Here is a 14695-nt window from a genome sequence, read left to right on the forward strand (position 1 = left end):
ACATGGTAAGGGCAAATTGAAGGTGTTACAGTTATGATTATGTCGACATTCCGAAATTGGATTGCCAAGGTAGGTGAGCAGAGCCGGTTTACCCTGTTGCAGAAAATCGGTCGCAGCTTAAGACGGGACAGCGAGTATCCGCTGTATCGAATTCTCTGGAAGGGGTGGATTTTTCTGCGATCACTAATGATGGCGCGATTGTATCTGTGGAAGTGTGATTCGGTCGGCCGGCTGGTCCGAACCCGGTGTAAACCGCACATAGAAAATCTCGGTCAGATCGAGATCGGAGACAGTGTCAATATCAATTCCCGGAATGTTCAGACTGATTTCGTAACCGGACCGCATGGGAAAATTACTATCGGAAGGGAGACCAGCATTAATTTTGGTGTTTCGATAGTTGCTCAGAATTGTATTGATATCGGAAATCAGGTTCGGATAGGGAATTACAGCATGATTTTCGACTCCGATATGCATATCCAGGGAGAACGGTTCACCCATGCGGAAGGCCAGCAGGTCAGGATTGAAGATGATGCCTGGTTGGCGACGCGGGTGATCGTACTAAAAGGGTCACTGATAGGTGAAGGTACGGTCATTGCAGCCGGGAGTGTGGTCTCAGGAATCATTCCACCGCATACCGTGGCTGCCGGTATGCCCGCGAAAGTGATAAAAAAACTGGATACTCCGGAAGCTCGCCGGTTCTGGGGTGACGAGTTGACCGGGCAGCCCGAAATTCCTGCACCGCTCCAGGAACGGGTATTCCGGGTGATGCGGCAAGTATGGAATCCGGAGACTCCGCTCAGTTTAAAACTGACTCCGCACGATATTGATGCATGGGACGGCCGGTCGCATATGGAACTCGTCAAAGCTCTGGAAACTGAGTTCCGATGTAGCTTTTCCAAAAAAGATGTGACCAGGATGAACAGCGTGGAAAACATCTGCCGCCGGATTAGGAAGCATGGGTATGATGTTCAGACGACCAGGAAAGAAGAAAAGGTACCCCATTCTCAGGTTACTTCAATCAATGTGGAGTGAAAATGAAAACCGGTGACCATGTCAAAACGGCTTTTGAATGGCAGCAAAGCCATCTTTGGACCAAAATTTGAACTGAAGTGAATTAACTATACCAGCGAGGTAATGTTGTGATTCTTTTGACAATCCTTCAAATAATTGGCATTGTAATTCTTGGTGGGTTCCTGAGTTACTTGGCAATATTGAGTTTACTTGCGGTAGGTGAACGCAATTCGCTGCGTACCGAATCCGCGAAGCAGCGGAAGTTTGCCATTGTAGTACCCGCTTACAATGAAGAACAGGTGATCGCGGGAACATTACGGGGTCTGTATTCTCTGGACTACGATGATGACAAATACGAGGTCCTTACCATAGCGGATAACTGCACCGACAATACCGCTATGATTGCAAAGCAGATTGGCGCCAAGGTTTATGAACGCCATGACGCGCAACATCGTGGAAAGGGATATGCGCTTCGCTGGGCATTTAACACCATACTTGAAGGCGATGCAGATTATGATGCCATTGTCGTCGTTGATGCGGACAGCACAGTTTCGCCCAATATGCTGAAGGTGATGAATAAATACATGGATAAAGGGGCTAAAGTGGTACAGGGATACCTAACGGTACCTGTGAAACCGGGAAGCTGGACCAGCGAGATAATCCGCATCGGATTTACACTGTATAACTATGTCCGGCCTCTTGGGCGGAGAGCGTTAGGGCTGCCCACGGGATTACGCGGGAACGGGATGTGTTTCTCTGTAGACGTGTTGCAACGGGTTCCGTGGACGGCGTATTCACAAACGGAAGATCTGGAATACGGGCTCTCGTTGTTACTAAACGATATCGACGTGGTTTTCGCGCCGGAGGCTATCGGATACAATACGATTCCGGAGAATCCCGAGAATGCCGAAACTCAGCGTGAACGATGGGAAATAGGCCGGATGCCTTCGGTCAAGCGTTTTGGAAAACGACTATTGCAGGAAGCCTGGAGCCGGCGGGCATTTAAGCTGTTCGACGCGTTTATCCATCTGGTAACACCACCACTGGTGAATATGGTCGGGGTCACCGGGATCATGATCGGGCTCAATTTTGTACTGTGGAGTGTCGGGATTCTTTCAACCTTCACCTTTGGCTGGATCTGGACAGGAATCCTCGGGATAGCCCTGTTTCACGCGCTGGTTGGATTTTATGCTGCCGGCGCAGATCCCACGCTTTATCAGTCTCTGCTCTATGTGCCAAAATATTTTTTGTGGAAGTTAAAAATCTACGGAAAAGTCCTGATAAAAGGTGCGAGCCCTGAGTGGGTTCGTACAGCAAGAGAGTGAATTAATACGATGAATTAATAATTTGCTTTAAGTAGTGAAACATGCAGCAGGGGCGTAGTACTTTTTATCCACAAGTTAGCTATGAAGTCTCTGAGTCAATTTCATCCGTCGCGACCAGAAAACATGTCATCCATGGGAAACCCGTTCGTGTTCTTTGTGAAAGACTGGCTGGTTTCCATTCGACAGGCCCGCGCCAGAAACGAGCATTCCGAAGCGGTACTCTCTGCATCCAACCTGTTAAACCTGAAAGGCGCAACGGAACGTCGACCGGTATTTATCGTCGGAGCGCCCAGATCCGGCACCACCTTCCTCGGTGCCATACTGAATGCCGCCCCCGGATATGCATATTACTTTGAACCACCATTGATGAAATACCTGGCCAGGTTGGTGTACGAAAAGTCCATCAGTGAACCAGTTGCCCACAGGTGTTACCGGACCTTTGTCTTCTCTTTGGAAAAATCCGCGCCGCAGCCGGGGCAGCGGTTTACAGAAAAAACGCCCCGGAATATCTTTGTAGTCCACACGTTGGCAGAAGCCTTCCCGAATGCTCAATTTCTTTATATCTATCGCGATGGCCGGGACGCCACAAAATCCCTGGTACAAAAGCCGTGGTACACGCATAAAGGGAAGACTATTGAATCAGTAGAACCCGGAGGATATGCCTTCGGGCCAAACCCGCATTTTTACATCGAGAAAGACCGGCGGGAAGAATATAGGACTTGCAGTGATATTCAACGATGTGCATGGATCTGGAGGCGCCATGCCGAAGCCGGGTTGGAATTGATGCAAACGATGTCGGCAGAACGTGTACATTCCCTGGCTTACGAGTCCTTGGTCACACAGCCATACAGAGAGGTTGAAAAGATCTTTAAGTTTCTAAACGATTGTAACAAGGAATCATTGGAAAAGGCCAGGAGCGTTGCGTGCAAGGCATTTACGAGTTCAATCGGAACATGGCAGGAGTTGAATGAGAAAGAAAAGAAAACCCTCCATGCTGAAATTGGTCCATTATTGAAGGAGTACTGTTATATATAAATACAGAATTCAATCTGAAGGTTTTCAAAAATTCAACAGTTCCACGGTTGAAGTCCTCGCCTTGCCAATTTCCAGACCTGTAGTACTTCTTGCCAGATTGCGGCAAAATTAAATGTGACAAGGGTATCCATTTTTGTCCTATTGGCCGTTTTTACCACTGATGGTATACTGATTGGGAAGTTAAAATTAGATTGTAACCTAACCTGAGAGGTAACATGATAATGAATGAGAGTATAATGGTCGACAATAATACCGATGTTATGCACCTGTCTATGACCGAGGAACCGATGCTCTTTCTGCATGATATCAGCGGACGGATAACAAGTGTAAACAGCTTTACAACTAGTATGCTTGGATTTTCTTCTGAGGAATTGGAAGGGACTTTAATCCAGTCCCTGCTCGCCGTTGACCAACCTTTTTCCCTGGGAGAATTGCTGAGTGAACTCCGTGAACATGGCGTTGCAACCCGGACCTTTGAAATCGTTGGAAAAAAAATGGAGAATAGACGAAAGATCTTTCTGGTAGAGGCCCGAGCCTGGTTGGTCCCGTCGAATGAAAGGCAAGTGGTATTGTTATCCTGTATGATACAGTCTATGGGCGAATATGTTTGAATGCCAGAATTCAAAATTTTGCAAAAGTACTTAGGGCTCTTCATGACAATGAATCTCAAAATTGGACTGTCCGGGGCATCGGTATACTCGTCTTGGACGGTTGGTGTCGCGATATTTTGACCACCTGTGGAAAGTAGTACCACCTCATGATCCACCTCTGTCCTATTGGGGTGGTTTCACATAATCAGTATGCTAAAAAGGCAAAGTTAAAATTGAAAAAGAAAGGTACAAAATGGGGCATTCTGACTCAGCAGCAGACAGTGGGAGTTTACTCAACTCTCATCTCAGTATTTTGGTGAACAGGGACGGGAAAATTATTACTCCGGATGGCCAATTGGATAAAATTATGCCGCCCAGCCAACCTGCCGAAAGCCGGATAAGCGTGCTGGATGTAATTCATTGGGAAGACAGAGAATTTTTTGCGGACATGTTGCTTAAACTCGTGAGTCAGGAGCAAGATTACGGAACGATCAGGAAAATACGTCTTAATTGTTCCGAACGTACCATAATCGCCGGTCAAGTATATTTGAAGGCGATTAAACATGCCGGAACCGTGACGAGTGTCCTGGTAAAATTTTCAATTCTCCAACAAGTAGCGCCCCACAATCTCGAGAGACCTGTACACGGAAAGTCTCAACGTATGGCAAATGAAGATACCAGTAACCAGCAACTTTTCGACCGAACCTGAACGATTTTCGCCGTATCCCCGCTGTCCCTGTTCTCCGGGGATTGCAATACGGAAGTAGTAAATACTGTGACGTCACTTTCAAAGTCTCTCCTATAGAGTAAGAACAAATTTTTACATAAAATCAGAGTAACTTCGGCTCGTATGTCGGGGAAGCATTTTCATTTCACTGAGAACCTGATGTCTGACGAGGAGCTGTCGGTGGACACACGGCACATTCTGGCTGACAATTTCCGCACCCGGCGGAAATTGGGATTAACATAAGTAATGGAATCAAAAGGTGGACCTGAACAAAAGCCCGGAGGAGAACACAATGTGGGGAATATATGTTCTGATTTTTTTTGGTGGATTTTTATCCGGAGTGATACTGATCTCGATGCTGGCGGTTTCGAAGGTATCCGATTTGGAATGGGAGAAACACCGACTGCACCAGATGGTGAAGCAGTACAAACGGGAACTCACCCGATTCCAGGATCCGGATATAACTGATTTGGTTCATTCACGGGAAGTACTTTAGTTGCTCCTGTGTAGAAAAAATAGATAAAAAGTATTAAAAACCACAGTGGGTATGTAGTAACTAAAGACAATAGGTGTTGTGGTAAAATTTACTACAGATGTTTAGGTGTATGTCCTATTTCCAGAGAGTCGAAGTGGACTTATACTCTATACCTATTTTAGAAATCAACACAATAATAATAGCAAACATGTGGAGCGAGGGAGAACGATATGTCCAAATCTGATGATTCAGGCAAAGGCAAATCAAAAAACAAGGAACGGGAAATGCCGCATATTCCCGGTCAACCGCCGGATGATTCAACCGTCACGCTACTGCGGGAGCTGGTAGCACACCTGCGGCAGAAACGAAGCGAACTCCGCGAGGAGTGGGTTCGCCGAATTATGGAAGCCGAGCTGCTAAATGCAATGAACAAGGACGAAATTCTTGCCGAGGCGACGGCAGTCTACGATAATTATGTTGAGGCGTTAGAGACAGGAACGTATGAGGCACTTCAGGCGTACGCCCGGGATCTTTCCGAGCGGATTATTCCCCGGGGAGTTGAAACCCATGAAGTTATCGGAATCGTTCTCCTGCTTCGTGATGTGCTGGCTCGTTCGCTGTTTGCAAAGTACCGGGATGACTTCAGCAAGTTGAACAATATCCTGGATGCGTACGAACCGGCAGCCAACCGGATTGCGAACACGGTGGCTGTGGGATTTGTGCAGGAGCGGGAACGTGTGATCCGCGAGCAGCAGGAGGCAATTCGCGAATTGTCGACTCCGGTGTTGCAGGTCCGTGAGCGGCTGCTGATTCTGCCTATGATCGGAATTATCGATCCGCAGCGGGCGCGCCAGCTGACAGAGCAGCTGCTGCAGGCTATCCGGAAAAACCGCGCCAAGGTTGTGGTTATCGATATTACCGGTGTGGCTTCCATGGACTCTACCGTGGCAAATCACTTGCTCCAGACGGTCGATGCGGCCAGGTTACTCGGGGCCAGCGTTATCGTTACGGGACTGTCCTCAGAGATTGCCCAAACGCTGGTTACTCTTGGCGTTGATCTGACCAAGATTATTACAGTCGGTGACTTGCAGGGCGGTATCGAGGAAGCCGAGAGACGCTTAGGATACCATGTAAAACGTGGAGAGCCAGCACAGCAGACACCATGAAAGCGACCGCATAAATGAGAGTTCCGATATTACAGCAGGGAAGTTATCTGATCGCGTCTATCCAGTCCGCATTGACGGATGAGGAACTTCAACAACTCTCCGAGGATCTCGTGGTTCAGGTCTCGAATACCCGGGCCAAGGGAGTGGTTGTTGATGTCACCGCACTCGATGTCATGGATTCCTTTGCCACCAGAACTGTACGGGATATCGCCCATATGGTCAAGTTGCGTGGCGCCCCGACCGTTGTCGTCGGGATTCAGCCAAACGTGGCTTTCACTATGGTCCAGTTGGGCTTGAAACTCGGTGACGTCATGACGGCGCTGGATCTGGAAGAAGGATTAGCACTGCTGGACCATTATAATAGCGAAGAGGGAAAGGAATCCAGGTAAAGGAGTCTTCCCTATGGTATCCCTTAAGAGTAAGCTACTCGATTATCCGGGATGACCATTAGATTTGCACCTATATCCTGCCGGTATGATGGAACAATACGAGGTACTCATTTCGAATAGATAGGATAGAGGCCCTGGAAAATAGTCATAAAGGCATTTTACTACTAAAATCGGAGTAAAGCCGAAAGACAGAATGGACGCGACGAAGATGAACCCGGAGAACCACGAAGACTCGTTCGAGGTCACATCGAACACCGATGTGGTACGGATTCGGGATGAAGGACGGGCACTGGCAAAGGAGCATGGATTCTCGGTGAACGAACAGACGTTAATCGCTACCGCGATCTCCGAAGTCTGCCGGAATATTATTGAGTACGCTGGAACCGGCAGTGTTACCTTCCGGGTATTACGGAGTAAAAATGGTATAGGGATTGAAATTACTGCAACGGATAACGGTCCGGGAATTATGGACATTTCCCGGGCGATGGAGGATGGGTACACTACCGGCAAAGGAATGGGATTAGGGTTACCCGGGGTGAAACGGATTATGGATCAGTTCGAACTGATCTCCGGGATGGGTGAAGGGACAACGGTTAAAATGGCCAAATGGAGAGACTAGTGGATAACATCGAGTCACAGGCCGGGATCACCAATGCACTGGAATGGGCAATATCCAGAAAACCAATGTCGGGAGAAAGCGTGTGTGGGGACAATTACCTGGTGACCTTCAGCGAACACAGGGTGCTGGTGGCGGTAACCGATGGACTGGGACACGGCGAGAAAGCGGCGGAATCGAGTCAGCGCGCCATTAATGAACTGCGTAACTATTCCAATGAAACGCTGCTGCGGTTAATTCGCCAATCTCATGAAATTTTATTAGGCTCCCGGGGGGTAACCATGAGCCTGGCATTATTTGACAGCGAAAATCATACAATGTCCTGGACTTCCGTCGGGAATGTTGACGGGATTTTATACCGTTCAAACGAAGATGCAACGCCGGCCCATGAGAGTTTGGTATTACGGGGAGGAGTGGTCGGATATCGGTTGCCGGCACTGCAGGCATCCATGTTCATGGTTGAACCCGGCGATTTGCTACTATTTGCCACCGATGGAGTACGACATGATCTTTTTCCAACAATTGATGTGCATACGCCTCCGCAAAAAATTGTGGAATATGGGAATAAAAATTTTTTTAAGGAGACTGATGACGCATTAATACTCGCAGCCAGGTATTTAGGATGAAAATGATGTCAGCGGAATCGGCAGAGATTCGGGAACAATTTGAGCAGTGTCTCACGGAATACGTTTATTCAAACCGTGAAGGGGAGCTCCAGGAAGCCTATCAGTGCGGACGGTTAGCACTGCAGGCAGGTGAGAGTGCTCTGGATATGGTGGAGCGGTATCACATTATCCTGAGGGATCTTATTCAGGAGATGCCCGAGGGGGAATCCGTCGATAGTATTTTAACCCGGGGCGCCGAATTTCTGAGTGAGGCGCTGGCGACGTTTGAAATGCAGCAACGGGGCTTCAGGGAAATTACCCGAACTCTACAGGATAAAAATAAAACGCTCCAGGACGAAATTGAAAAGCGAAAACAGGCGGAAGAGGATCTGGAAGGGGCGCGGGACTTCTACCACGCGATATTGGAAAATTCCCAGGACGGTATTGCCGTCATTGATTTGGATGAAGAACGTATCCTATACCGGAATGAGGCGTTGACCCAGAGCCTGGGATACAGTGGTAACGAGCTCGAAGACTATCAAATGGGGGAATTGATTCATGATGAAGACCGGAAAATACTGGATGACTTGATTGAAAAAGCCGGGGAGAACCTGAACAGGTCATTTGAATCAGTTGTTCGTGCCCAACATAAAAACGGAACATGGCGAACTCTGGACGTCCGTGTGCGGTCATTTCGGGATCATACCGGAAAAGTGCGCTTTATCACCAATTCCCGCGATATAACCGAAAAACACCAGATGCGGGAGTTTTATGAAACGATCCTGAATAATTCACTGGACGGTATTTCGGTTCTTGACCTGGAAAATGAAGAGGTCATTTTTCGAAGCCCCGCAGTAGCGGAGATCCTGGGTTACGATGCCGAGGAATTGGACAACATTGAAGCCACCGATCTGGTCCATCCGGACGATGAAGAAAAAATGTACCGGATGCTCGAGCAGGCTGGCGAGAACCCAGGCGAATCCAAGCAGGAAGACTTGCGATACAGACACAAGGATGGCTCCTGGCATGTTTTGGAAACGCGGGTACGTACATTTATTGATCAGGATAGCAAGACGAAATACATTGCCAACTCCCGGGATATTACCGAAAAACACCGGTACAGGAAAGAGGCTGATGAGAAACAGCAGGAACTGGAAGAAGCCCAGCGGATCGCCCATATCGGCAACTGGCGGTGGGAAGTTGAGGAAAACGACCTGATCTGGTCCGAAGAGGTGTATCGCATCTTCGGATATGAGCCGGATGAGATTGAACTGAGGTATGAACTATACCTGCAAATGATTCACGAGGACGATCGTGAACACGTCAATAATACGGTGGAAAAGGCGTTTCAGGAAAACGACTCCTTCGATTATGAGCACCGGCTTGTTCGACCGGGTGGCGAAGTTCGCTGGGCGTATTGTAAAGGAGAAGTTACCAGGAATGCTGAAGGGGATCCCGTCCGGTTCAGGGGGATCTGCCGGGATATTACCGATCAGAAGGAATATGAACGGCAACTGCGGCAGAAACAGCATGAGCTGGAAGAGGCCCAGCGGATTGCCCATATCGGAAACTGGCGGTGGGAACTGCAGGGGGACCGGGAACTCTACTGGTCCGATGAACTCTTCAGGCTATACGGATACGAGCCCGGAGGTCTCGACCTAAATTATGAAAATTACATTCAACTGCAGCATCCGGACGACCGGGATTATGTTCGGTCGGTAATTAAAAAGGCGATAGAAGAGCGGGGTTCATACGAATACGAGCACCGGGTGAACTGGCCGAACGGGGAGACCCACATCCTCTTTGGCAGAGGGAAAGTGGTAACGGACGACAAGGGCGAACCCGTCCGGATAGTGGGGACGTGCCAGGATATCACCAAACAACGGGAATATGAGAAAAAATTAAAGAACTACAGCAAACGGTTACGACAGCTCTCTGCCCGGCTTGAGCAGACCCGGGAAGAAGAACGCATTCGTATGGCCCGTGAAATCCATGACGAACTCGGTCAGACACTCACGGTTCTGAAGATGGACCTTGGTATGCTGGAGAGCCAGTTTGCCAAGAAAGGCGATGAAGGTAACCTACCCGTGGAACTGGTGGATGCAAAGAAAACTGTGGATACTGTCCTGGATTCGGTAAAGAGGATTGTTACCGATCTCCGTCCGGAAATACTGGATAACCTGGGGCTGGGCGAAGCCGTGGACTGGCAGGCGGAAAAGTTTGAAAAACGCACGGGTATTGATGTCAATGTCACCACAGAACTCAATGGTAAAGAGTTAAATGATAAAACAGCAACTGCCGTGTTTCGGGTGTATCAGGAGGCCTTGACAAATGTGGCCAAGCATGCTGAGGCGGAAACGGTTACTGTGGAATTTTATCAGAACGATTCGGAACTTGTTTTATCTATACAGGACGACGGAAAAGGTATTACCGATGAAGATATTGAGCGAACTGCATCGCTGGGAATTTTAAGCATGCAAGAACGTATTCATTCTGTGACTGGAAATTTAACAATCGATGGAATCCCGGGGGAGGGTACGAAAGTCACAGTGACCGTACCCATGGAAACGAATTCCAAACAGGAGACCCGAGATGATAACAACGGAGATTGATCACGACGTGAAGCAAATACAATTGGTCATAGCAGACGATCATCCACTCGTACGAGAAGGCGTGAAAAAAGTCCTCGAACGCAGTGGTGAAAATATAACGGTAGTCCAGGAAGCCTCTGATGCCGGGGAACTGATGGAAGTCCTCGCAACCACGGTACCGGATCTGGTTATTTTGGATATTACCATGCCGGGACAAAACGGACTGGATACACTCAAAGATATAAAAGAAACATATGCCAACTTACCGGTGCTGATGCTGAGTATGCATCCCGAGGACCGGTTTGCCCTCCGGACTCTGCGGGCAGGCGCCGCCGGATATCTCAATAAAGAAAGTGTGTCCACAAAACTCGTAACTGCAATTAAGCACATCGTTATAGATAAAAAGCGATTTATCAGTCCGAGTGTCGCGGAGGAAATGGCAGATCACCTGGATGACAACGGAAAAAAGCAGCCGCATCAGCTGCTTTCCGACCGGGAGTACCAGGTGCTGTGTCTGATTGCATCAGGAAAAAAAGTGAAAGAGATCGCTGCCGAGCTGGAATTAAGTAATCATACCATTCATACGTATCGCTCCCGTGTGATGAAAAAAATGGATCTCAGTACAAACGTGGAGCTCACCCATTACGCGCTGAAGCATAATTTGATTGACTGATTTACATCGAATTTGTGTGTATTATATGATAATATGCGTTGGAAGGCGTTGGAAGGCGTTGGATAAGTGATGGGATGTTTCTGACGACGGGCGAGAATTATAAGTCTTGTATTAATAATGTGATATATATAATAGATTTATAGAAATTGAATTTCTATAATGATACAAATCAGAGGCACAAGTGTGATACAAGAGATCGATTGAGGAATGCCTGAGTCGGATACAGCTTGCCGGGACAGACGGTGATTACGAACATTTCTTTCGTCAGTGAAAAGTAGAATTGGAGCCGAAGAATTTCTAAAGTGACCGGAAAACGTTATCAAAGAATGGATATCACCATGAATTATACGGAGGGGAAATGGAATGATACGCATTCTGATCGCTGATGACCATACTGTTATCCGGCAGGGATTGCAAAAAGTCTGTGGCGAAGACGAAGAATTGCAGATCGTTGACGAAGCCAAGACAGGAAGCGAGGCGTTGCAATTCGTATGGAATAATTCCTACGACGTGGTGATTTTGGATATTTCACTTCCGGGACGCCACGGAATCGAGGTCATGAAGGAGATGAAAAAGGACAAACCAGACCTCCCCATTCTGGTGTTGAGCGTTCATAGTGAAAAACAGTATGCCGTCCGATCGATCCGGGCTGGTGCCTCCGGATACCTGACCAAAGACCAAATTTCCGGGGAATTAATAAATGCGATTCGAAAAGTTGCGTCCGGCGGAAAATACATCACCGAGCAAGTCAGTGAACTCCTGTTAAGTGATCTTCAGAACAATGACAATGGGAAGATGGATCAGACCCAGGCACATAATAAGCTCACTGACAGGGAATACGAAGTATTCCATCATTTGGCAAAGGGAAAAACAGTGTCGGAAATCGGAGAAGAATTGATGTTGAGTGAAAAGACAATTAATACTTACCGACACCGGATACTAAAAAAGTTAGATTTAGATAGTACGGCACTTCTGACTAGGTATGCCTATGAACAGGGGCTCGTGCTCTGAGAAGCCCTGAAAAATGTATTTTACCCTAATAATGGAAAAAGGTGGACGAAGTTCAGGGGGGAGAACCGACAATGATTAAAGTGCTCATCATTGACGATCATGAGTTGGTTCGGCAGGGCATCCGTAAAATGCTCGAGAATGAAGTCGATTTCACCATTATCGGGGAAGCCCCTTCACGGAATGATGCCGATGCGCTGCTCAGTGAGCTGGAGGTGGATGTTGTACTTTTGGATATATCGTTTCCGGATGATAACGGCATCGACATTTTAAAAAGTATCAAAAAACAGTATCCGGATCTGCCGGTATTAATATTGAGCATGCATGAGGACAAGCAGTATATCGTGGAAGCGATGCAGGCAAACGCGTCGGGTTATCTGACCAAAGGTTCTCCCAAAGATGAACTACTCACGGCCATCCGAAAGGCCTCCTTTGGCAGGACGTATCTTCCGCCGGAACTGAGGGAGGTGTTGGCCGAATGGGTGAATACCGGTGAATCCGGAGATCTGCACGATCAACTGTCCGAACGGGAGTTGCAAGTCTTCAAGGCATTGGCGGCAGGCCGAAAAGTCAAAGATATTGCGGAAAATCTTCACCTGAGCGTAAAGACAATCAGCACCTACCGTTCACGGATAATGGATAAGATGCAGCTAGAGAAGAATGCTGATATCATCCGGTATGCTGTTGAAAAGGAAATCCCGCTCGAATAGGGCGGAGTAAGGGCATATGACTACTCTCAGTTTAATTTCTTTATTCTATATTTTTATCGGACTGGCTGTGCTGGCTCAGGGGATCCTGGTGCTCTTTCATTCTACGAGCACGAGTGGAAATCGCTCCTTCTTTTTATTTACACTCGCTATATTTCTTTGGTTAGTCGGGACGGGATTTAGTCTTTCTGCTCCGGATGGAGCCACCGCTTCCTTTTGGTATAATAAGGTGGGATTTCTTGGTGTGGCATTTATCCCGTCGGTCTTTTATATCTTTGCTTCCTCACTGATAAAACAAATCAGTGAGAACAAAACCCTCATTATTATAACGGGACTTCTCTCCGCATTTTTCTTCCTGATGGCGAATGTGAGCGATGCGCTTATTACCGGCTACCATGCCTATCCCTGGGGATGGTATCCCCAATACGGCTGGCTCGGAATTCTGTTTATTATTTATCTGTTTGGTCTCTTTGTAAAAGGCCTGTCAGATTTGCTCGTAAGTATGGAAAAAATTCCGGGGCATACGAAAAAAAAGCAAATACGACTATTTACTGCCAGCGTCATTATCGGACTCCTTGCGGTGAGTGACTTTGTTCCGTGCTTCGGTGTGGACATCGTACCAATTGGCTACGTATTTATCCTGACGTTTATTGGTATACTGACTTACACGATGACGCGATACGGCTTTGTATTTTTCGGACAACATCTGGCGCTGCCACAGGTATTTCATAATATGCCAGTCGGAATTATCGGCACTTCCACGGATTTTCAGATACTCTTCGTAAATGATATGTTCGAATCGCTCGTTCGGAAGCGGGAAGAGGAACTCCTGAACCGGTATATTTCTGACCTGTTCTACAATGATAAATCGACCGGTTCCCAACTAACGAATCTGCAAACGCAAGACCGCACTCACAAATTACGCACGGCGGACGGTGGGACTTTACCGGTGAAATGCCAGCTTTCGTCTATCAGAAACCCCCAAAACCGCGATGAAGTATTAGGATACGTCTGCGTAATAGAAGATATCAGTAAAGAGCTGGAAGCCAATGAACAACTTCGTAAGAGTAAGAAAGAATTACAGCATCTCGCTGCGAGGCTTGAGTCTGTGCGGGAGGAAGAGCGTACCCGGATTTCCAGGGAAGTACACGACACACTGGGACAAATCCTTACCGGCATCCGGATCGATGTGGAATGGATTAGGGATCGGCTGGAGGAAGGACAGAAAACCTTGCGTGAAACAGCAGACACTCTGCTGGAATTAGTCGAGGAAGCCACCGATACCACACGGCGGATTTCGGAGGAACTGCGACCGGGTGTGCTGGATAAATTCGGATTATCGGCCGCTATTGAATGGCAGGCTGAAGAATTCAAGTCAAAAACCGGGATTTCCTGTCGCATTGAGGGGGAACTCGAGGAAGGGATCATGGATGCCGAGCGCCGGACTGCCATGTTTCGTATCTACCAGGAAGCACTCACGAATATCACCCGACATGCCAACGCATCTCAGGTAACCATATCACAATTTAAACGGGACGGCATTCTCTGGTTATTGGTGCAAGACAATGGAGTCGGTATCGATCCAAAGGAAATTGAACAGACCGAGTCCCTGGGGATTCTTGGAATGAAAGAACGGGCGAACCAGTGTAACGGAACCGTCAAAATCGACGGCCGTCCCGGACAGGGCACGACGGTCTATATCCAGTTTCCCATTGATGAATCCGTGCAGGAAGGCGATGAGGTGTCCTCCAAAACTGCCTGAATAAGTTTTAGTAAT

At 47.8% G+C, this 14695-nt stretch carries 15 protein-coding genes; all 15 read left to right on the plus strand.

Features of this window, described 5'->3' with window-relative positions:
* The first annotated feature begins 39 nt into the window (after positions 1-39).
* The 15 genes from K9N57_00185 (at position 40) to K9N57_00255 (ending at position 14680) form a co-directional block, all read left to right on the plus strand.
* The gene (locus K9N57_00185) at positions 40-1032 is read left to right on the plus strand and encodes an acyltransferase (protein MCF7802586.1); all 993 of its coding nucleotides are present in this window, start codon (positions 40-42) and stop codon (positions 1030-1032) included.
* Between the two features lie 107 nt (positions 1033-1139).
* The gene (locus K9N57_00190; protein MCF7802587.1) at positions 1140-2336 is read left to right on the plus strand and encodes a glycosyltransferase family 2 protein; all 1197 of its coding nucleotides are present in this window, start codon (positions 1140-1142) and stop codon (positions 2334-2336) included.
* Between the two features lie 81 nt (positions 2337-2417).
* Positions 2418-3371 (plus strand): sulfotransferase, encoded by a 954-nt coding sequence (locus tag K9N57_00195; protein MCF7802588.1) that lies wholly within the window; start codon positions 2418-2420, stop codon positions 3369-3371.
* Positions 3372-3592: 221 nt separating this feature from the next.
* Positions 3593-3982, plus strand: a complete 390-nt coding sequence (locus K9N57_00200) for a PAS domain-containing protein (protein ID MCF7802589.1) — start codon at positions 3593-3595, stop codon at positions 3980-3982.
* 232 nt (positions 3983-4214) lie between these two features.
* Positions 4215-4670 carry a hypothetical protein gene (locus K9N57_00205; GenBank protein MCF7802590.1) on the plus strand — a complete coding sequence of 152 codons (456 nt, stop codon included), beginning with the start codon at positions 4215-4217 and terminating at the stop codon, positions 4668-4670.
* A gap of 310 nt (positions 4671-4980) precedes the next feature.
* Positions 4981-5184 (plus strand): hypothetical protein, encoded by a 204-nt coding sequence (locus K9N57_00210; protein MCF7802591.1) that lies wholly within the window; start codon positions 4981-4983, stop codon positions 5182-5184.
* Positions 5185-5447: 263 nt separating this feature from the next.
* Positions 5448-6329, plus strand: coding sequence for an STAS domain-containing protein (locus K9N57_00215; GenBank protein ID MCF7802592.1), 882 nt, complete (start codon positions 5448-5450; stop codon positions 6327-6329).
* A gap of 14 nt (positions 6330-6343) precedes the next feature.
* A complete protein-coding gene (locus tag K9N57_00220; protein MCF7802593.1) occupies positions 6344-6718 on the plus strand; it encodes an STAS domain-containing protein in 375 nt (124 codons plus the stop codon).
* 208 nt (positions 6719-6926) lie between these two features.
* The gene (locus tag K9N57_00225; protein ID MCF7802594.1) at positions 6927-7337 is read left to right on the plus strand and encodes an anti-sigma regulatory factor; all 411 of its coding nucleotides are present in this window, start codon (positions 6927-6929) and stop codon (positions 7335-7337) included.
* On the plus strand, positions 7337-7960 hold the full coding sequence (locus tag K9N57_00230) for a SpoIIE family protein phosphatase (protein ID MCF7802595.1): 624 nt from the start codon (positions 7337-7339) through the stop codon (positions 7958-7960). The genes K9N57_00225 and K9N57_00230 overlap by 1 nt, the downstream gene beginning before the upstream one ends.
* A complete protein-coding gene (locus K9N57_00235; protein ID MCF7802596.1) occupies positions 7957-10551 on the plus strand; it encodes a PAS domain-containing protein in 2595 nt (864 codons plus the stop codon). Before K9N57_00230 ends, K9N57_00235 begins: the two co-directional genes overlap by 4 nt.
* On the plus strand, positions 10532-11203 hold the full coding sequence (locus K9N57_00240; GenBank protein MCF7802597.1) for a response regulator transcription factor: 672 nt from the start codon (positions 10532-10534) through the stop codon (positions 11201-11203). The genes K9N57_00235 and K9N57_00240 overlap by 20 nt, the downstream gene beginning before the upstream one ends.
* A 363-nt stretch (positions 11204-11566) precedes the next feature.
* Entirely contained in the window at positions 11567-12214 is a 648-nt protein-coding gene (locus K9N57_00245; protein ID MCF7802598.1) for a response regulator transcription factor, read from the plus strand.
* 71 nt (positions 12215-12285) lie between these two features.
* Positions 12286-12921 carry a response regulator transcription factor gene (locus tag K9N57_00250; protein ID MCF7802599.1) on the plus strand — a complete coding sequence of 212 codons (636 nt, stop codon included), beginning with the start codon at positions 12286-12288 and terminating at the stop codon, positions 12919-12921.
* Positions 12922-12937: 16 nt separating this feature from the next.
* A complete protein-coding gene (locus K9N57_00255) occupies positions 12938-14680 on the plus strand; it encodes a PAS domain-containing protein (protein MCF7802600.1) in 1743 nt (580 codons plus the stop codon).
* Positions 14681-14695 lie beyond the last annotated feature (15 nt).

The sequence above is a fragment of the Candidatus Neomarinimicrobiota bacterium genome (assembly GCA_021734025.1).
GTDB lineage: Bacteria > Fidelibacterota > JAANXI01 > JAANXI01 > JAANXI01 > JAANXI01.

Excerpts from the sequence above, each read along its gene's own strand:
- K9N57_00210 (MCF7802591.1), top strand. The coding sequence starts at position 4,981 with ATGTGGGGAATATATGTTCTGATTTTTTTTGGTGGATTTTTATCCGGA.
- K9N57_00255 (MCF7802600.1), top strand. The coding sequence starts at position 12,938 with ATGACTACTCTCAGTTTAATTTCTTTATTCTATATTTTTATCGGACTG.
- K9N57_00200 (MCF7802589.1), top strand. The coding sequence starts at position 3,593 with ATGAATGAGAGTATAATGGTCGACAATAATACCGATGTTATGCACCTG.
- K9N57_00220 (MCF7802593.1), top strand. The coding sequence starts at position 6,344 with ATGAGAGTTCCGATATTACAGCAGGGAAGTTATCTGATCGCGTCTATC.
- K9N57_00185 (MCF7802586.1), top strand. The coding sequence starts at position 40 with ATGTCGACATTCCGAAATTGGATTGCCAAGGTAGGTGAGCAGAGCCGG.
- K9N57_00250 (MCF7802599.1), top strand. The coding sequence starts at position 12,286 with ATGATTAAAGTGCTCATCATTGACGATCATGAGTTGGTTCGGCAGGGC.
- K9N57_00195 (MCF7802588.1), top strand. The coding sequence starts at position 2,418 with ATGAAGTCTCTGAGTCAATTTCATCCGTCGCGACCAGAAAACATGTCA.
- K9N57_00245 (MCF7802598.1), top strand. The coding sequence starts at position 11,567 with ATGATACGCATTCTGATCGCTGATGACCATACTGTTATCCGGCAGGGA.
- K9N57_00215 (MCF7802592.1), top strand. The coding sequence starts at position 5,448 with ATGCCGCATATTCCCGGTCAACCGCCGGATGATTCAACCGTCACGCTA.
- K9N57_00240 (MCF7802597.1), top strand. The coding sequence starts at position 10,532 with ATGATAACAACGGAGATTGATCACGACGTGAAGCAAATACAATTGGTC.
- K9N57_00205 (MCF7802590.1), top strand. The coding sequence starts at position 4,215 with ATGGGGCATTCTGACTCAGCAGCAGACAGTGGGAGTTTACTCAACTCT.
- K9N57_00225 (MCF7802594.1), top strand. The coding sequence starts at position 6,927 with ATGAACCCGGAGAACCACGAAGACTCGTTCGAGGTCACATCGAACACC.
- K9N57_00235 (MCF7802596.1), top strand. The coding sequence starts at position 7,957 with ATGAAAATGATGTCAGCGGAATCGGCAGAGATTCGGGAACAATTTGAG.